The following is a 16,157-nucleotide window of genomic DNA, read 5'->3' as shown; positions in this document are numbered from 1 at the left end:
CGCACCATCACCAAGTGCGGGCCACGATCACCGGGACGCGCGCGGACTGCACCACCGCAGAACTGACCGAGCCGAGCAGCATGCCGGCGAACCCGCCGCGACCGTGGCTGCCGACCACCACGAGTTGCGCATTCTTCGACCATTCCACGAGGTGTTCCGCAGCATGACTGGGCACCACTACGCGGTCCACCCGGACATCGGGGTATCGCTCATTCCAGCCCGCGAGCCGCTCCTGCAGTACCTCTTGCCCCTGCTGCTCCAGGGCGGACCACTCGAGACCGGGGTAGTCACCGCCACCCCAGTCTGCGCACGCGTGAACCGCCACCAGGCTCACCCCGCGACGAGCAGCCTCCTCGAACGCGATGGCCGTCGCCGATTCCGAGGCGCGAGAACCGTCGATGCCCACCACCACCGGGCAACCCGCGAGGTCGGGCCTGGCGAGGGCGCCGGCGAGATCTGAACTGGTGAGATTGTCGTCATGGACGACAGCGACCGGACACAGCGCGTGCTGGACCAGTCCCGAGCTGATCGAGCCCAACATCCGTCGCAGGCGGCCACGTCCGTGCGCACCCACCGCAACCAACTGGGCATCCTTCGACGCGTCGACCAGCGACGCGACCGGCTGCCCACTCACCATTTCGCTGGCGATCTCAATCGGCGCCGTCCGCGTTGCAGCCTCAGCGATCAGCATCGCCTCACGAATGAGGTTGCGGCCATCGGCTTCCGGCCACTGCAGAAATTCGGGCGGTAACGGCATCTCCGGCCATGCCATCAACACCGGTGAGGCCAGGACATGAATCAACGTCAAGGGCACCTGATGTAGCGCGGCCGCCCTGGCCGCCCAGGCGACCGCGACTAGTGATGCCGGGGATCCATCGACGCCGACAACGATTCCGCGATGTGTTGCGGTGGTGGCCATTCCCACTCCTGCTGATACGTCCAGGTCGATTACCCGCCTCGGCATCCGACGCTACGACGTGCCTCACGGTGCGTCTGGGGTCGTTCGTCACTTCCCTGCGGCCGTAGGGCACCGATACCCGCAAGCGCAAGGTGACGCAGTGAACCGTTTCACCTGAGGGTCTTTGGACCCAGGTATCCATGACAGAGGCCTCCAGACCGCCACAGCCGTGCGGGCTAGCGTGAGTCCAGGCGAGCCATGACATCGTGGAGCGCACTGCCGCAGGAGGCCGAAATGACCAGCCCATCAACACATCACGGGATCATCGTCGGGACCGATGGGTCGCCGTACTCTACGGTTGCGATCGAGTGGGCAGCCAACGATGCGCTTCTGCGCGGCATCCCGCTGACGGTGGTTTACGTCCTGCCGCCCTATGACGCGGGGTTATGGCTGGACATCCCCGTCCCTGGCGAGTTCTTAGAGGCACGAAACGTCAGGGGTGACGAGATCACAGCCGAAGGCATGCGCATCGCACGGGACGCCACGGGTGACAAGATCGCCGTCTCGACCCACACCGTCGAGGGCAACGCGGTGTCTGCGCTGGTAGATCTGTCCAAGGACGCCGACATGATCGTGATTGGGTGCCGCGGATTGGGCGCAATCTCGCGAACGCTGCTTGGTTCGGTCAGTTCCGGTTTGCTACATCATGCGCACTGTCCGGTCGCCGTGGTGCACGAGGAGCGCCACCACGGCGGGCCCGTCGTGGTCGGGATCGACGGATCGAATGCCTCGGAGGCTGCAGTGGCAATAGCTTTCGACGAAGCATCGCGGCGCGGTGTCGGGTTGACCGCACTGCACACCTATACCGATGCTGTTGCCGACGAAGGCTTTGCGTACGCAAACTGGACGATGGTCGTCGAACAGGCGCAGGAGTCCCTCGCGGAGCGGCTGGCGGGATGGCAGGAGCAGTATCCCGACGTCCAGGTGAGTCGGGTGGTCAGCCGCGACTGGCCCTCGCATCAGCTGTTGGAACTGTCGAAGACCGCGCAACTTGTCGTGCTCGGCAGTCACGGCCGCGGCGGGTTCGCGGGGCTGTTACTGGGGTCGGTGAGCTCGGCCGTGGCGCAGTCGGCCGAGGTTCCGGTGATCGTCGCCCGGTCGGCGTGACGGCCGGCCTCATCGCTTCAGCTCGCGGCAGGCAATGTCAACGTGAAAGTTGCGCCGCCACCTGGTGTTTGCGCGGCGCTGATATCGCCGTGATGTGCATGTGCGATCTCGCGAACCAGCGCAAGGCCGATCCCATACCGGCGGTGCCCGCTTGCCACGGTGTGGGTGTGGCCGTGGGAAAATCTGTCGAACAGTGTTCCCATCGCATCGGGATCGAGGCCGATACCGTCGTCTTTCACGGCGGTGATGACGCGGCCGCGCTGATGCTCCACTGCGATGGTGACCGTGCCGCCGGGGTGCTGGTGGGCGAGCGCGTTATCGACCAACGATGCGATGGCGCGACGCAATGCGGATGTCGACCCAAGTACGACGCAGCTGTCCCCCGTCGGATCGCCGATCCGTTCCACCTCTAGCCGCACCCCTGCGGACTCGGCGTGCTGCGACATACTCGCTTGGACATCGGCAGCCACCTCGGCCAGGTCTACCCGCTCACGTGGGGCACCCTTCACTGTCATGGACGCGGAGGCCAGGAGGTCCTCGATCACCGCGCCGAGCGCCCGGGTATCGGCTGCCAGCGCGTCGATCTGATCTTTGGCGGCATGCGCGTCTCCGTCGCCGAAACGCCGACCGAGCATCTGGACCCGAGTGTGCAGCACCGTCAGAGGAGCCCGAAGCTCGTGGGAAGCGTCGGCGACAAATCTCCGCTGCAGCGCCAAGGCTTCGGTCAGCGGGCGGATTGATCGCCTCGTCAGCAGTATCACCACGGCCACCGATGCGGCAATACCTGCCAACTCGGCGATGACCAGCGAGAGCAGCAGACGGCTGCGACCGAGGTCGTAGTCACTGAGGTCAAGAAGCACGACCACCCTGCCATCGGGCCTGTCGGCGACCAACCCGCGGTAGTGCGTACTGCCGATCTCTGTGGTGAAGGACCCGGTTGGACGCAACAGCAGTTCCGCAACCGGCAGGCCATCGTCGCTGGTGTGCACCTTTCCGTCGCGGTCTCGCAGCACCAACTCCGTTCCTGGCGGCGGATCAACGACATCGTCAGCAGTGGAGGCCACCATGGTCAATTGCGACTCGATCTGCCTGCTCTGGATCTGGCCGTCGACAAAGAACACGGCGGCGCCCACCACGAGAAGGACCAGCGCCAGTGCGAGCGATGCCTGAAGCGCAGCGCGACGGCCGGCGCGATGAATGATCCCGAGGTCGCTAGCCGGTGTCGTCATGTGCCTCCGAACCGATACCCGGTTCCGTGCACAGTCCGGACCACCCCCCTGCCGAGTTTGCGACGCAGATAGTGCACATAGGTGTCGACGACGCCCTCGGTGTCCACATTGTCGAATGCAGACTCCAGTAACTGGCGACGGGTGAAGATGCGGTCCGGTGCGCTCATCAACGTCACCAGCAGTGCTGCCTCTCGTTCGGAGAGTTCGACGTCGTCGCCGGTGGTGACACCGCTGACTGTGCGGGTCAACCGATTCAGGGACACGCCCCTGGCCCGCAGCGTCGCGCCGCCGTCGGGACGTCTCAGCAGAGCGCGCACCCGCGCAAGCAACTCTGGTATCTCGAAAGGCTTGACCAGATAGTCCTGGGCACCACTGTCGAGGCCTTCGACCCGATCGGCGACCGCACCCCGCGCCGTAAGTAACAGCACCGGAGTGCTGATTCCGCGTGAGCGCAGAACGGCGACCAGGTCTGATCCGTCCATGACCGGCAGGCCACGGTCCACGATCATCGCGTCATAGCTGCCGGTGAGACCGCGGTGCAGACCCTGCTGGCCGTCTCGGGCGACCTCGACGAGGTAACCCTCTTCGGTGAACAACTCGGTGAGCAGTGCGCATAACTTCGAGTCGTCCTCGACGACCAGCAGCATCGGCGCTGATCGTCGAACGGTCATGCAGAGAGCGTGCCATGTCAGTTCTGGGAAGTCTCAAAGAAAGCGGTGCCAACATTCGGCGTATGGATTCACCTCGTTCGGGCCTGCGACGCGCCGCCGTCGCATCGTGGGCATTGGCCGGTATCGGTGTCGCCGGCGTTGTGGGCGCCTCGGCGCTGGCCTACGCCGACACCGTCAAGCCCCCCGCCGCGGTTCCCCCTGAGGAAGCGAGCGCTCCCGCACCCGAGGACATCGGTCTGCCCATCGTGGAACCGCCTCCGGTCTCCGATAGCGCGACACCCACCGACGCCCCACCTCCGGTTTCCACGCCCGCCACCACTGACCCACCGCCTGCGCCGGTAGCAGTGCCAACACCGGTGAGCACTGAAGCGCCGATCCCCGAATACACCCCCGAGCAGACCTACGAGCCGGCTCCTGCCCCGGTCACCCATGCCACCCAGGCCCCCACTCAGGCCCCCACCAAAGTCACCACTGCCCCGACGACCAAACGCCGCGTGAGCACTCCGTCGACAGTGCAATCTCCGAATTACTCACCGCATGTGACCGTCTCGCGGGGCTCATGACTATCACGCAACACCATCCCCGGCAACGCATCGTCGAGACCGCAGAAACCCGTTGGCAGCGCTGGACCACGGACATGCAGATCATCGTCACCGACCGCCGTTGCCTTGCCGAGGCGCGCAGGCAAGTCGAGGCCGAGCTGGACGCCGTCGAGGCAGCTGCCTCCCGTTTTCGTCCCGACTCCGAGATCAATAGGGTTGCCGGGTCCTGCGGTCAGCCAGTCGAAGTCAGTGCATTGCTCGCCGAGCTGCTCACCGCGGCGCTCTCAGCAGCGCGGCAGACCGACGGCGACGTCGACCCGACAATCGGCGCCGCCCTGATGGCACTCGACGACCGCACTAGCGCGATCAATCCGGCTGTACCACAAGTGAACTCGATTACTGTGGGGGCGAACTGGACCATGGTCGGCGTCCGCGGCCGGTCGGTCACAGTCCCCCGCGGGGTGGTGCTGGACCTCGGCGCGACAGCCAAGGCCATCGCCGCGGATCGCTGCGCCGCACGGGTACACCGCAGCACCAGCTGCGGTGTGCTCGTGAACCTCGGTGGCGATATCGCCACCGCCGGAACGGAACCCGAGGGCGGTTGGCAGGTGCTCGTCCAAGACAACGAGGACCAACCGGCGGCGATGATCGCGCTGGCACCCGGGACGGCGCTGGCGACATCGAGCACCCTTCATCGCCGCTGGAAACGCGGTCAGCACCAGCTGCACCACATTCTGGACCCGCGAACCGGTTGGTCGGCAGATCCGGTCTGGCGAACGGTCAGCGTTGCCGCGGACAGCTGTTTGGTCGCCAATACGGTGAGCACCGCCGCTATCATCCGCGGCTGGCGAGCCGTGAATTGGATTCGCGCACAAGGCATGCCCGCACGACTGGTGGATGACGCCGGCATGGTTCACACACTGGGCGGATGGCCGCCCGAGAAAATCGGTAGTCCGCGATGACCAGCGAAGCGCTCTGGGCGCTCGGCCGCGGCACAGGCATCACGGCTCTAGGCTTCCTCACCATTTCCCTGGCCTTGGGTATCGCCACCCGGTCCGGTCGCCCGTTACTGATCCTGCCCCGGTTCGCCGTCTCCGATGTCCATCGATTCGCAGCACTGGCCGGAACCCTTCTGATCGCGCTGCACCTGATGCTGCTGTTCGCCGATCCCTACGCACAACTGCGGCTCATCGACTTCGTGGTGCCGTTCCTCGGGGCATACCGCCCACTGTGGCTCGGACTGGGCACACTCGCCTGCGACCTGATGGCTGTTGTCGTCATCACGAGCCTGCTGCGCAGGCGAATTGGACTGCGGGCCTTCCGCGCTGTGCACTGGCTGGCCTATGCGTTGTGGCCGTTGGCTTTTGGGCACGCCCTGGGCAACGGAACTGACAATGGACAGGTCTGGTTCCTGTCATTCGCCGGTGTCTGCGCACTGACCGTGGCAGGCGCCCTGATCTGGCGCCTGGGTGCGAACTACACCGAGTACGCCCGCGAGCGCACCCCGGCCCGCCCATGACGACACCTCGATTACTCCAGACCCAGGGGCCAGGCCTGGCAGAACACCGGCAACGATTCGGCGAACTCCCCGCACCGGACCGAGACACTCTCATCACTTCGCTCAACGAGTCCGGACTGACAGGCCGTGGCGGTGCGGGCTTCCCGACCGGTCGCAAGCTCGCCTCGATCACTGGCCGAAAACCGGTCGTGATCGGCAACGGTGCGGAGGGCGAACCGCTGAGCTCCAAAGATGCCACCTTGGTCACCCGCGCACCGCATCTCGTCCTGGACGGACTCAGCATCGTCTCGACCGCCGTTGCGGCCGACAGCGTGTTCATCTACCTCCCCAGCAGCGCGATCCCGGCAGTCCAGACGGCCCTGCTGGAGAGGGCGGCGGCAACGATGGATCACCACCGAGTCACTGTGCTCGAAGCACCCGACACCTTTGTCGCAGGAGAAGAGTCGTCGGTCGTCAGGCGGATCGAGGGTGGCCCTGCGCTCCCCCGCGACAGGACCGAACTCACTACGACGTCCGGGGTACGCGGCCGACCCACGTTGGTCAATAACGTTGAGACACTTGCCCATCTCGCGCTCATCGCCCGCTATGGACCGACCTGGTTCCGGTCCGTGGGTGATCCGACCCAACCAGGCACCATGCTCGTCACGTTGTCGGGAGCGCATCGGCGTCGTTCGGTCATTGAGACACCCACCGGTGTTCGGTTGCGCGACATCATCTCCGGCGGTAGGCCCGGCAACGCCCACGGCTTGCGTGCGGTCCTGCTCGGCGGCTACCACGGCAGCTGGATCTCGGCAGAGGCGCTGGGCCAGGCACATCTTTCACGCGACGGGCTGGCGATGTTTGCGGCCACGCCGGGTGCTGGGGTCCTGCACTGCCTCGGACGCGACGAGTGCGGGCTCGGGCGCACCGCGGAGATCGCCGCTTACCTGGCCGAGCAGAGCGCTAGGCAGTGCGGGCCGTGCCTGAATGGTCTTCCACGCCTGTCCCAATTGCTTGATGAACTCGCCTTCGGCCACGTCGATGACATACTCATCGACGATGTCCACCGGATGCTCGGCATGGTGGACGGTCGGGGCTCCTGTCGCCATCCCGATGGCACGGCACGGTTTGTCCGCACCGCACTCTCGGTCTTCGCCAGTGATATCGCCCACCATCGACTCGGGTACTGCGAAGCCCTGATCCCCACTGGCCGCGCGCTACGGACTTCAGGGTGAAGCCATCCACCGCAGCCGTCACGCGGTTGCATATCGACTGGACGCGTTGCGATGGTCGCGGACTGTGCACGGAGCTACTTCCGCGCATTCTCACCCGCGACGACTGGGGATACCCGATGGCCTTCGACGGCGCCCGCGAACCGACGGTGCCACGACAGTGCCTGCCCGACGCCCGTCGCGCGGTCACCCGGTGCCCGCGCCTGGCCCTGTCGCTCATCGCCGATAAAGACCCCAGCTAATCAGCCGTATTGGAATCAACGAAAGGTATTGAGGAACAATTTATGTCGATGATCAACGGGCTACCGGCTCACGTCCTGTTCGTGCATTTCATCGTGGTGCTCGCTCCCCTGACCGCAATTCTCGCTGTGCTCTGCGCCCTGTGGCCCGCCGCACGCCGGCGCCTGACCTGGCTGGTACTTGCGTTGGCCGTCATCACGGCGATCCTCACACCGCTGACCACCGAAGCAGGCGAGTGGTTGGAGACGCGGGAGGGCGGATCCGCTGCCCTGCAGGTCCACACCGAGCTCGGGGACACCATGCTCTACTTCTCCGTCGCGTTGGTCGCGGCGGCGGTGTTGCTTGCCTTCGTTCATCTTCGGGAGCGACGCGAACAGTCGCTGAAACCCTTTGCGCAGTGGGCGATTGCCGCCGTGATCATCATCGTCAGCCTGGCCACTGCTGCCCAGGTATACCGCATCGGTGATTCCGGGGCCAAGGCAACGTGGGGAGACGTATCGGCGGAGAGTCCCTGAGACATCATGCCGACACACAAGGCTTCTCGCCGGTGCTTTGGCAAGGCTATGTTGGCTAGCCGCTTCGCTCCTTCATCTATATCGTTGCCTGCGTGTCCAATCCGACCCATCCAGCCGAACCTCACGTGGGTTCGGTTTCATCGAAGCTTAATTGGTTGCGTGCAGGAGTACTGGGCGCCAACGACGGAATCGTTTCCACCGCAGGCATCGTCGTCGGCGTGGCGGCGGCGACCGCAGCACGCGAGCCGATCCTCACCGCAGGCATCGCCGGTTTGGTCGCTGGAGCTGTGTCGATGGCCTTGGGAGAATATGTGTCGGTCAGCACCCAACGCGACACCGAGCGGGCCCTGCTGACAAAGGAGCGCGCCGAGTTGCGCGACGACCCGGCCGCCGAGCTCGAGGAGCTCGCCGCCCTGTATGAAGCCAAGGGCCTGTCGGTGGCGACGGCACGGACGGTGGCGGAGGAACTCACCGACCACGACGCTTTCGCTGCCCATGTCGACATCGAACTCGGAATTGACCCCGAGGAGCTCACCAACCCATGGCAGGCGGCGCTTTCCTCGGCGCTGGCGTTCACGGTCGGTGCCGCACTGCCGTTGATTGCGATTCTCCTGCCTCCGGCGGCGCTGAGAGTCCCTGTCACCGTGGTAGTTGTGCTCCTCGCCCTGGTCATCACCGGGGCGGTGTCGGCGGCGTTGGGTGGGGCTCGCAAGGATCGTGCCGTGATCCGCAATGTCGTGGGTGGCGGCCTGGCGCTTGTCGTCACCTACGCGATCGGGCACCTCGTCGGCGCCGCGATCACCTGATTGCCACAGTGTTTTTGACGACGAATCTGTGAACAGCCCGAAATCGGGGGTGTGCTGACTTATTCTGCACCCTGGCCTGTACAGCCGTGTGCAGCCAGAGGGGAGCACACAGTGATGGACCCGGTAGGTACGCGAGCGATCATCCGACTCAGTGCGGCCGCTATGGCGCTCGGGCTGGTTGTCACCGGTTGCAGTAAGGACGATTCGTCGTCGGCGGCTTCGTCGTCATCATCGGCGTCGGCGACCTCTTCGGCGTCGGCGACCAGCAGCGCTAGCAGCGCCGCGCCCACCTCTGAGGCAGAGGCAGCACCGAATTACGAGGCGCTGCTGGTGAAGGCAGCGGATCTTCCGCAGATCCAGTCGGGACCGTGGGTTGCCGATCCGCCGAAGGTCACCGAAACACCCCCGCCGCCGGACATCTCCCAGACCTACACCTCGGGAACCAATGCGATCAACGCAACGATCCTGGTTACCGATGACGTCGCGATGGCCGCTACGGCGCTCACCGGGTCGGCCAGCAGCGTTCCCTCCCAGGTGACCGGGACACCGGTGCCGGTGCCGTCGGTCACCCCGGACGCGTCGCTGACCATCGGGACATCACCGGACGGCAAGAGCGCGATGGCGGCGCTGCTGTTCACCGTCGAGAACACCGTCGCGATCATCGTGTTCGGTAGCGCGCCAGGGGATCTCAACCCCGTCCCGCAGGACTTCGCTGAAGCCGTCGGCCAAGCCCAGGTCAAGGCAATCGAGGCGGGCCTGCCCGAACTGGGGTGAGTCGGTAGCTACTCGGCGTCGCGGACGGCCGCGAGGCGCGCATCTACCCGAATCAGCGCCTCGTCGAGGGTTTCTACCTTCTCGCCGCGCTTTTCGCTGGCGGGTTGCGCGGCACCGCGGCCACCTTCGGCTTCCACTCTGGCGGCGCCCTGTCGCCGCAGCAGGCTGAAGTTCTTGTCGCGGGCCTGCCGAAGCCGGCTCTGCAGATCCTTCAGCGATTTCTCGTCCATGCGCGCCAAAACGTCGGGATGACTCTCAGCGATCAGTTCGTGTTCCTGCGGGGTCAGATTCACGTGGTGGGTGCTCATCGTTGATTTCTAACGTGCGGCGACCACCCTGGTGCGACGAATCGCCGGAGGGTGCGCTGAACTGTTATGCCGGCGCCATGTCCAGTTCACTGTTCGACCTCGACGTGGTCGGCAGGGGCCGGTTCTTCTCGACCGGCTGCGAACGCATCCCGATTCTCACTATGGTCGGGCCAGGGATTACGGCCGGCTATTGAGGGGTTCGATGAAGCTACGTCACACGGTGGCTATCTTCACCGTCTGCTGGCTCGGAATCATGACTCACTGCCTCTGGCCACCCGGGTACCACCGCGGTGGCGAGATCGCCATCGTCGGCGCCCTGGTCGTCATCGGCGGTTTCGTCTCTGCCATGGTGGGATCCGTCGAACGCGAGAACGCTCAGCGCCGGCTGCAGAACTCGCGACGCCGAATCCATTCTCCCAACGCCGGCGGACAACAGCCCGCGTCGGCCGCCCGACCGAGGCACCTGCACAGCGTGGCTTCAGAGCAATCCGACCAAATCAACACCGCACCAACATATTCGGGCAATCCCGTGTCCTACCCCTCCCCTTTGCGGCCGTTAACCGCCGTTCCCGGACGGCCGAAGACTCCACCTTCGCTCAGCGGCACCGGGGACCAATGACGGCAGACCAGGGACCTTCGACCCTGATCCGGCGTACACACCCTGACTAGCGTCGGGGTTGAAATCAACCGAGACCTGGGGTGCGCCATGCCAGACACACATCCGTCGTCACGTTCGGTGGTGGTCGGCATCGACGGTTCGCGCAATGGCTTGACCGCCGCGTTGTGGGCGGTTGGTGAAGCAGTCTCCCGTGACATCCCACTGCGCCTGGTCTATGCGATCGAACCACAGAACGCGGCGACGTCTGCAGAAAAATCAGCACGCGATCTAGCCGCAGCTGAGACTGCAGTCCGGATGGCTTTCACCGCAGTCGAATCGACCAATACCCAGGTCAAGATCGAAGCGGAAATTCTTCAAGGGCGACCGACGGACATGCTGCTGGAAGCCGGTCGCGGAGCCGAAATGATCTGCGTCGGACCTATCGGTATCAAGAATGCGGCGGCGCGGCGTATGGGTTCAACCGCCGCCGCGCTGGCGACCCGAGCGCATTGCCCCATTGCCATCGTGCGCGGCTACGACGCGGCCGCGAAACCCGGCTACATCGTCGTAGAGGTGGATTCGTCGCCCGATAGTGATGCCGTGCTCAACCTTGGAGTAAAGGAGGCACTGCTTCGCAACGCACCGCTGGTCGTCCTGTCGGCATGGCAGTCCGAACTCAGCGATACGCACGACACGCAGGTCGTTGCTGAGCGCAACCGCCTGGTCGAGGCCGATCTCACCCGTCGTCTGGAGCATCTCACGCGCCGGCACCCCGAGCTCAACGTGACGCCGACCGCCGTCCACGGCAGCCTGCTCGACTACCTCTCCCGTCACGCGCGAGCGATCCAGCTCGTCGTCGTGGGCCGCCGGCGAGCACATGGCGTCGCCGAAATGGTCGGACCCCCCTGCAATGTCGCATTACGGGACACCGATTGTTCGGTGCTCGTAGCCAATCCACTCAATCCACTGTGATGGTCCGCCGTCCAGGACACATCGCCTATCGTTTCCGCAGAAGGAAATCCGGCGTGTTCGCCGCAGCCAACCTAAGGTGCAGACCATGGTGACCGTGTATCTCGTCGACGACCACGAGGTCGTCCGACGCGGCCTCATCGATCTGCTCAGCGTCGATCCCGAACTCGATGTGATCGGCGAAGCCGGATCGGTGGCGCAGGCGCTGGCACAGATCCCGGCGTTACGACCCGATGTGGCCGTGCTGGATGTGCGCCTTCCCGACGGCAACGGGATCGAGCTGTGCCGAGACCTGCTCTCCCGACTCCCCGACCTGCGGTGCCTGATGTTGACGTCGTTCACCTCCGACGAGGCGATGCTCGACGCCATCCTGGCCGGTGCCAGCGGGTACGTCATCAAGGACATCAAGGGAATGGAACTCGCCAAGGCCATCAAAGAGGTCGGCGCAGGTCGCTCTCTGCTCGACAACCGCGCCGCTGCAGCGTTGATGGCCAAATTGCGCGGCGCCGCGGAACGCTCCGATCCACTCTCCGGCCTGACCGACCAGGAACGCGTCCTGCTGGATCTGCTCGGCGAGGGATTGACCAACAAACAGATCGCCGACCGGATGTTCCTGGCCGAAAAGACCGTCAAGAACTATGTGTCACGGCTCTTGGCCAAACTCGGGATGCAACGGCGCACGCAGGCCGCCGTGTTCGCGACGAAGCTCGACCGGCCACGCCACAGCGAATCCTGATCCCGACGGCCATAACCCAAGCCTGGACTGCGCCGCCGATGCAACAATCACCCGATGACCGCTGAGTCGGGTAGCCCCACCGAAGGTGGGGCCCGGCCGTTGCGGGATCTCTCCGAGCTGCGATTGCGTGAACTGCTCAGCGAGGTGCAAGTCCGCGTCGAGCAGATCATCGAGGAACGCGACCGCGTCGACGGACTCGTCGACGCGATGCTTGCGGTGACCGCCGGACTCGATCTGGACACCACGTTGCGGACGATCGTGCACACCGCCATCGAACTGATGGACGCCCGCTACGGCGCGCTCGGGGTTCGCGGTCACGATCACGAACTGACCGAGTTCATCTACGAAGGCATCGACGACGCCACCCGGGAGCAGATCGGCCACCTGCCCGAGGGACGGGGCGTGCTCGGCGTGCTCATCGACGAGCCCACCCCGATCAGGTTGCACAACATTCATGATCATCCGGCATCTGTGGGGTTTCCCCCGAATCACCCACCGATGCGGACGTTCCTCGGTGTTCCGGTGCGGATCCGCGACGAGGTGTTCGGCAACCTCTACCTCACCGAGAAGGCCGACGGACAACCCTTCAACGACGATGACGAGGTACTGGTACAGGCGTTGGCCGCGGCGGCCGGCATCGCCATCGACAATGCGCGATTGTACGAGCAGGCCCGCGTCCGACAAGCGTGGATGCAGGCCACTCGCGATATCGGCACCGCCTTGCTCTCGGGTATCGATCCAGCAGAGGTGTTTCCCCTCATCGCCGACGAAGCCCACAAACTGATCGGAGCCGAAGTCACACTGGTTGCTGTTCCAGCCGACCCCGACGCCCCGCCTGATGCGGTGCGCGAACTGGTCGTCGTCGAAATGGCCGGCCCTGCCACACCTGTCGAAGATGTTGAACCAATTCCACTCGACGGCAATGCTATTGGCGACGCCTTCTGGAATCGGACGCCGTATCGAGGCCCGCACGTGAAGATTCTCGACCAGGTACTCGGCCACACCGGCCCAGTGTCGATCATTCCGCTACGCACAACCGAGACCGTCGCCGGAGTGGTGATCACCGCCAAGCGGCTTGGTGCACCGCCGTTCACCGACGAACAACTTGATCTGATGGCCACTTTCGCCGATCAGACGGCGCTGGCCTGGCAGCTGGCCACCACGCAGCGCCAGATGCGCGAAATGGATATTCTGTCCGACCGCGACCGCATCGCCAGAGACCTTCATGACCACGTCATCCAACGGCTTTTTGCGATCGGGCTGGGGATGCAGGGCACGATCGCCCGGATTCGCTCCCCCGAAATCCAACATCGGTTGTCCGCAACCGTCGACGATCTCCAAGGTGTCATCCAGGAGATCAGAACCGCGATCTTCGACCTGCACGGCAACGCCGCGGGACCGACCCGGCTGAGGCAACGACTCGACGAGGCAATCGCTCAGTTCGCCGGGGTGGGTGTGAGGATCAACTCACAGTTCAGCGGGCCGCTATCGGTGATCGAGCCCAGTCTGGCCGACCATGCCGAAGCTGTCGTTCGCGAAGCAGTCAGCAATGCCGTCCGCCACGGTGGCGCAACCGAGATCCTGGTACAGGTCAGGGTTGACGATGATGTGAGCGTCGAGGTGACCGATAACGGAACCGGGATCGCCGAAAACATCACCCCCAGTGGCTTGCGCAACCTCCGCCGTCGCGCGGAGGAAAGCGGCGGGACATTCGACGTCCGAAAAGGCCAACAGGGCGGAACGGTGCTGCTCTGGTCAGCGCCTCTGCCGTGAACCTCTAACAGTCATCCGGCGGCTGCGGGGCCGACGGGTTGGCCGGCTTCCTCGGAAAGGAGCTGCCTGCACCGGTTGAGCGTCAACGGGATCAGATGGGAACGGATTCGTGCGTTGTCCGAGAGGCGGCGGTAGACATCGTTGACCAATCGCTCGATATCAGCTGGGCTGCTGTCGCGAGAGCGCGCGCAGAGCATAGAGACCATCGACTGCAGTTCGTCTCGTTCACATTGAGTGGCAATGGTGTTGTGATCGATCACGAGGACCGCGCGACGATGACCGGGATATCCACGCTACGCACCACCGCTGAGCTCACCGAACCGAGCAGCATGCCGGCGAACCCGCCTCGCCCGTGGCTTCCGACAATAACCAGTTGCGCCGACCCCGACCGGTTGATCAGCTCGGTCGCCGGAGGTTCAGATGTCACGACTGACTCCACCTCGACACCGGGATAGCTTCTCCGCCAAGGGGAAAGCACGTCCTGCAATATCGCCGAAGCGTCGGAACGGCTGCTGAGTTCGTCGTCGCATGCGTACGCGGCGACAAGTGGGACGGCGCGTAGCCGCGCTTCCTCAAACGCCAACGCAATTGCGCGCTCTGAGGTAGCCGTACCATCGATTCCCACCAGTACCGGAGCGTCGGCCGCCGTGGGAGCCTTGGCCTCATGCGCGCGTATCACTGCCACCGGGCAGTGTGCGTGATGCAGCACCCCCTCACTCACCGGTCCCAGCAGATGTTGGCCCAACAGGCCGTGGCCTCGGAATCCCACCACCACGGTGTCGGCGCTCTTCGAGCGTTCGACCACGATGTCGACCGGATGCCCGGTCAGCACTTCCCACTCAACCGCCACGGCATTCCCACCGGTGACCTCGGCGACGATCGTGGCGGCCGATTGGAAGATCTCGTCGGCGTCTTGTCGGGACTGCGTCGGCAGCAGTCGTGCGATCGACGATGGATGCGCATGCAGGAGACAGATAGTCAGTCCCCGCAGGGCGGCATCGTTGGCTGCCCACCGGACAGCAGCCGTCGACGACGCTGAGCCATCCACTGCCACCACCATCCGCGGCTGTGTTGACGTGGCTGACATGTCATGGCCTTTCTGCGTTGATCATTCGAACCTCAGGCGAATCGTGAGCCATTGAGATGGATCGCCAGTTCGTCCAGTGGCCGCCGCGGGGTCGCGGGCAACGGATCGGCGTTGATGGGCGCCCAGCCCACCCGCAGCAGCATCTGCGGATAGCTCTCGTCGTCGAACGCGTCCGACCGAATGGCCGCACGAGTCTCGGCAATCTCCAATGGTTCGGTGACCGGGCAGCTTGCCAAGCCCTGCGCAGTGGCGGTCAGCAACACCAGGCTGGTGGCCTCGCCCGCGCGCAACCGGGCCAGTGCGTCGTCTTCGGCGGTGCCCAGCGCCAACAACACGCCGGAATCGTCGGTGGGAGACGTTTCCGATGGTTGGGCCAGCGCCGTGCCGGCGAAGAACCGCCCGGGTACCGGCGACGTGGGGTCGGATTCCGGCGCGTTACGCGCAGGCACCCCGGCGTTGGAGGCGTATCGCCCGGTCCAGACCGTCAGCTCATCGAGGTACTCAGGGTCGGTGGCGTGCTGCCACACCGCCTGCGCCAGTGCCGCACGAAGGTCAGTCGATGGTTCGACGCGCCGCATGACGATCCCCATCCGCGCAGCCCGGACACCCATCAACGAGATGTCACTGTGCGCCACCGGCCAACTGCTGAAGAAGCGCCGGTCGGTCCGACGCCGTGGAATGGCTGCGGCGAGGGCGACATCGACTTCGGCGGCCGGGTGCGGGTGCAGTTCGAGCGAAGCCAGATGCAGGGGCTCGGCAGGGTTGGGAAAGCGATGAATTTTGCTCTGCCAGCCCAGCGCGGCAAGCGCAACGACGCTGTGGTGCAGCGCTGCACCGCAGCTGATCATCGTGTCCCGGCCGTCGGGGTCGGTGTGGACAAGTTGCCGCGACGGATCCGCATACAGGTGCAGACTCGTGGTGCCGACACGCCACTGCCACGGCTGGATGTTGTGCACCGACGGTGCCCTGGCAGCAAGGGCCAACGCCGTTCGCAATGTTGCGGTGCCCGGGAAGTGCGCGCTCATCCGATATTCACCTTCTCTTCACTCGACGTATCCATTGAGAATGCGCGACCGCAGGCAGTTCCGACGAGGGCACGAAGTCACTTCATCAA

The 16,157-nt window shown here is 64.9% G+C and carries 19 protein-coding genes; 12 read left to right on the top strand and 7 right to left on the bottom strand.

What is annotated here, in order from left to right; genetic code table 11:
- Positions 1 to 7 precede the first annotated feature (7 nt).
- Positions 8 to 919 carry a universal stress protein gene (locus tag ADBZ9O_RS17160; RefSeq protein WP_526523875.1) on the bottom strand — a complete coding sequence of 304 codons (912 nt, stop codon included), beginning with the start codon at positions 917 to 919 and terminating at the stop codon, positions 8 to 10.
- 273 nt (positions 920 to 1,192) lie between these two features.
- Here ADBZ9O_RS17160 and ADBZ9O_RS17155 point away from each other — a divergent pair, with 273 nt between their 5' ends.
- Complete coding sequence (locus ADBZ9O_RS17155) at positions 1,193 to 2,065, top strand: universal stress protein (RefSeq protein ID WP_526523873.1); 873 nt, start codon at positions 1,193 to 1,195, stop codon at positions 2,063 to 2,065.
- A gap of 17 nt (positions 2,066 to 2,082) precedes the next feature.
- Here the strand turns inward: ADBZ9O_RS17155 and ADBZ9O_RS17150 are convergent, their stop codons facing one another.
- Positions 2,083 to 3,294, bottom strand: a complete 1,212-nt coding sequence (locus tag ADBZ9O_RS17150; RefSeq protein WP_526523871.1) for a sensor histidine kinase — start codon at positions 3,292 to 3,294, stop codon at positions 2,083 to 2,085.
- A complete protein-coding gene (locus ADBZ9O_RS17145; RefSeq protein ID WP_526523869.1) occupies positions 3,291 to 3,965 on the bottom strand; it encodes a response regulator transcription factor in 675 nt (224 codons plus the stop codon). The genes ADBZ9O_RS17150 and ADBZ9O_RS17145 overlap by 4 nt, the downstream gene beginning before the upstream one ends.
- 62 nt (positions 3,966 to 4,027) lie before the next feature.
- On the opposite strand from ADBZ9O_RS17145, the gene ADBZ9O_RS17140 reads away from it, so the two are divergent.
- From ADBZ9O_RS17140 to ADBZ9O_RS17105, 8 genes are all read left to right on the top strand, one after another.
- Positions 4,028 to 4,528 carry a hypothetical protein gene (locus ADBZ9O_RS17140; RefSeq protein WP_526523868.1) on the top strand — a complete coding sequence of 167 codons (501 nt, stop codon included), beginning with the start codon at positions 4,028 to 4,030 and terminating at the stop codon, positions 4,526 to 4,528.
- The gene (locus ADBZ9O_RS17135) at positions 4,525 to 5,469 is read left to right on the top strand and encodes an FAD:protein FMN transferase (RefSeq protein ID WP_526523866.1); all 945 of its coding nucleotides are present in this window, start codon (positions 4,525 to 4,527) and stop codon (positions 5,467 to 5,469) included. The genes ADBZ9O_RS17140 and ADBZ9O_RS17135 overlap by 4 nt, the downstream gene beginning before the upstream one ends.
- Positions 5,466 to 6,026: a ferric reductase-like transmembrane domain-containing protein gene (locus ADBZ9O_RS17130; RefSeq protein ID WP_526523864.1), complete on the top strand. Its 561-nt coding sequence runs from the start codon at positions 5,466 to 5,468 to the stop codon at positions 6,024 to 6,026. Before ADBZ9O_RS17135 ends, ADBZ9O_RS17130 begins: the two co-directional genes overlap by 4 nt.
- Positions 6,023 to 7,240, top strand: coding sequence for an NADH-ubiquinone oxidoreductase-F iron-sulfur binding region domain-containing protein (locus tag ADBZ9O_RS17125; RefSeq protein ID WP_526523862.1), 1,218 nt, complete (start codon positions 6,023 to 6,025; stop codon positions 7,238 to 7,240). Before ADBZ9O_RS17130 ends, ADBZ9O_RS17125 begins: the two co-directional genes overlap by 4 nt.
- Positions 7,237 to 7,479 carry a ferredoxin gene (locus tag ADBZ9O_RS17120; protein ID WP_526523860.1) on the top strand — a complete coding sequence of 81 codons (243 nt, stop codon included), beginning with the start codon at positions 7,237 to 7,239 and terminating at the stop codon, positions 7,477 to 7,479. Before ADBZ9O_RS17125 ends, ADBZ9O_RS17120 begins: the two co-directional genes overlap by 4 nt.
- A gap of 42 nt (positions 7,480 to 7,521) precedes the next feature.
- Positions 7,522 to 7,992 (top strand): DUF2231 domain-containing protein, encoded by a 471-nt coding sequence (locus ADBZ9O_RS17115; RefSeq protein ID WP_526523858.1) that lies wholly within the window; start codon positions 7,522 to 7,524, stop codon positions 7,990 to 7,992.
- A 92-nt stretch (positions 7,993 to 8,084) separates the two neighbouring features.
- Positions 8,085 to 8,798, top strand: coding sequence for a VIT1/CCC1 transporter family protein (locus tag ADBZ9O_RS17110; RefSeq protein ID WP_526523856.1), 714 nt, complete (start codon positions 8,085 to 8,087; stop codon positions 8,796 to 8,798).
- Positions 8,799 to 8,909: 111 nt separating this feature from the next.
- Entirely contained in the window at positions 8,910 to 9,572 is a 663-nt protein-coding gene (locus ADBZ9O_RS17105) for a hypothetical protein (RefSeq protein WP_526523854.1), read from the top strand.
- A gap of 8 nt (positions 9,573 to 9,580) precedes the next feature.
- Here ADBZ9O_RS17105 and ADBZ9O_RS17100 read toward each other — a convergent pair whose 3' ends face one another.
- Positions 9,581 to 9,880: a hypothetical protein gene (locus ADBZ9O_RS17100; protein WP_526523852.1), complete on the bottom strand. Its 300-nt coding sequence runs from the start codon at positions 9,878 to 9,880 to the stop codon at positions 9,581 to 9,583.
- A gap of 739 nt (positions 9,881 to 10,619) precedes the next feature.
- Here ADBZ9O_RS17100 and ADBZ9O_RS17095 point away from each other — a divergent pair.
- The 3 genes from ADBZ9O_RS17095 to ADBZ9O_RS17085 all read left to right on the top strand — a co-directional run bounded on the left by ADBZ9O_RS17095 (position 10,620) and on the right by ADBZ9O_RS17085 (position 13,956).
- Positions 10,620 to 11,450 (top strand): universal stress protein, encoded by an 831-nt coding sequence (locus ADBZ9O_RS17095; protein WP_526523850.1) that lies wholly within the window; start codon positions 10,620 to 10,622, stop codon positions 11,448 to 11,450.
- 85 nt (positions 11,451 to 11,535) lie between these two features.
- Positions 11,536 to 12,183: a hypoxia response regulator transcription factor DosR/DevR gene (dosR, locus tag ADBZ9O_RS17090; RefSeq protein ID WP_526523848.1), complete on the top strand. Its 648-nt coding sequence runs from the start codon at positions 11,536 to 11,538 to the stop codon at positions 12,181 to 12,183.
- A gap of 54 nt (positions 12,184 to 12,237) precedes the next feature.
- Positions 12,238 to 13,956 carry a sensor histidine kinase gene (locus ADBZ9O_RS17085; protein WP_526523846.1) on the top strand — a complete coding sequence of 573 codons (1,719 nt, stop codon included), beginning with the start codon at positions 12,238 to 12,240 and terminating at the stop codon, positions 13,954 to 13,956.
- 11 nt (positions 13,957 to 13,967) lie between these two features.
- Here the strand turns inward: ADBZ9O_RS17085 and ADBZ9O_RS17080 are convergent, their stop codons facing one another.
- Genes ADBZ9O_RS17080 through ADBZ9O_RS17070 form a run of 3 tightly spaced genes read right to left on the bottom strand, consistent with a single transcriptional unit; the run spans position 13,968 to position 16,068 of the window.
- Positions 13,968 to 14,153, bottom strand: a complete 186-nt coding sequence (locus ADBZ9O_RS17080; protein WP_526533238.1) for a hypothetical protein — start codon at positions 14,151 to 14,153, stop codon at positions 13,968 to 13,970.
- A gap of 59 nt (positions 14,154 to 14,212) precedes the next feature.
- Complete coding sequence (locus ADBZ9O_RS17075; RefSeq protein WP_526523844.1) at positions 14,213 to 15,043, bottom strand: universal stress protein; 831 nt, start codon at positions 15,041 to 15,043, stop codon at positions 14,213 to 14,215.
- A gap of 32 nt (positions 15,044 to 15,075) precedes the next feature.
- A complete protein-coding gene (locus tag ADBZ9O_RS17070; protein ID WP_526523842.1) occupies positions 15,076 to 16,068 on the bottom strand; it encodes an Acg family FMN-binding oxidoreductase in 993 nt (330 codons plus the stop codon).
- Positions 16,069 to 16,157: the final 89 nt, after the last annotated feature.

The sequence above is a fragment of the Mycobacterium sp. genome (assembly GCF_965229105.1).
Classification (GTDB): Bacteria; Actinomycetota; Actinomycetes; order Mycobacteriales; family Mycobacteriaceae; genus Mycobacterium.
The sequence above is the reverse complement of the archived record's forward strand: the minus strand, read 5'-3'. Positions and strand labels throughout refer to the sequence as shown.

What these genes read in the sequence shown, in the direction of transcription:
- ADBZ9O_RS17115 (WP_526523858.1), top strand. Translation starts at nt 7,522, where the DNA reads ATGTCGATGATCAACGGGCTACCGGCTCACGTCCTGTTCGTGCATTTC.
- ADBZ9O_RS17145 (WP_526523869.1), bottom strand. Translation starts at nt 3,965, where the DNA reads ATGACCGTTCGACGATCAGCGCCGATGCTGCTGGTCGTCGAGGACGAC.
- ADBZ9O_RS17085 (WP_526523846.1), top strand. Translation starts at nt 12,238, where the DNA reads ATGACCGCTGAGTCGGGTAGCCCCACCGAAGGTGGGGCCCGGCCGTTG.
- ADBZ9O_RS17150 (WP_526523871.1), bottom strand. Translation starts at nt 3,294, where the DNA reads ATGACGACACCGGCTAGCGACCTCGGGATCATTCATCGCGCCGGCCGT.
- ADBZ9O_RS17135 (WP_526523866.1), top strand. Translation starts at nt 4,525, where the DNA reads ATGACTATCACGCAACACCATCCCCGGCAACGCATCGTCGAGACCGCA.
- dosR (WP_526523848.1), top strand. Translation starts at nt 11,536, where the DNA reads ATGGTGACCGTGTATCTCGTCGACGACCACGAGGTCGTCCGACGCGGC.
- ADBZ9O_RS17140 (WP_526523868.1), top strand. Translation starts at nt 4,028, where the DNA reads ATGGATTCACCTCGTTCGGGCCTGCGACGCGCCGCCGTCGCATCGTGG.
- ADBZ9O_RS17160 (WP_526523875.1), bottom strand. Translation starts at nt 919, where the DNA reads ATGGCCACCACCGCAACACATCGCGGAATCGTTGTCGGCGTCGATGGA.
- ADBZ9O_RS17070 (WP_526523842.1), bottom strand. Translation starts at nt 16,068, where the DNA reads ATGAGCGCGCACTTCCCGGGCACCGCAACATTGCGAACGGCGTTGGCC.
- ADBZ9O_RS17130 (WP_526523864.1), top strand. Translation starts at nt 5,466, where the DNA reads ATGACCAGCGAAGCGCTCTGGGCGCTCGGCCGCGGCACAGGCATCACG.
- ADBZ9O_RS17100 (WP_526523852.1), bottom strand. Translation starts at nt 9,880, where the DNA reads ATGAGCACCCACCACGTGAATCTGACCCCGCAGGAACACGAACTGATC.
- ADBZ9O_RS17125 (WP_526523862.1), top strand. Translation starts at nt 6,023, where the DNA reads ATGACGACACCTCGATTACTCCAGACCCAGGGGCCAGGCCTGGCAGAA.
- ADBZ9O_RS17075 (WP_526523844.1), bottom strand. Translation starts at nt 15,043, where the DNA reads ATGTCAGCCACGTCAACACAGCCGCGGATGGTGGTGGCAGTGGATGGC.
- ADBZ9O_RS17080 (WP_526533238.1), bottom strand. Translation starts at nt 14,153, where the DNA reads ATGCTCTGCGCGCGCTCTCGCGACAGCAGCCCAGCTGATATCGAGCGA.
- ADBZ9O_RS17155 (WP_526523873.1), top strand. Translation starts at nt 1,193, where the DNA reads ATGACCAGCCCATCAACACATCACGGGATCATCGTCGGGACCGATGGG.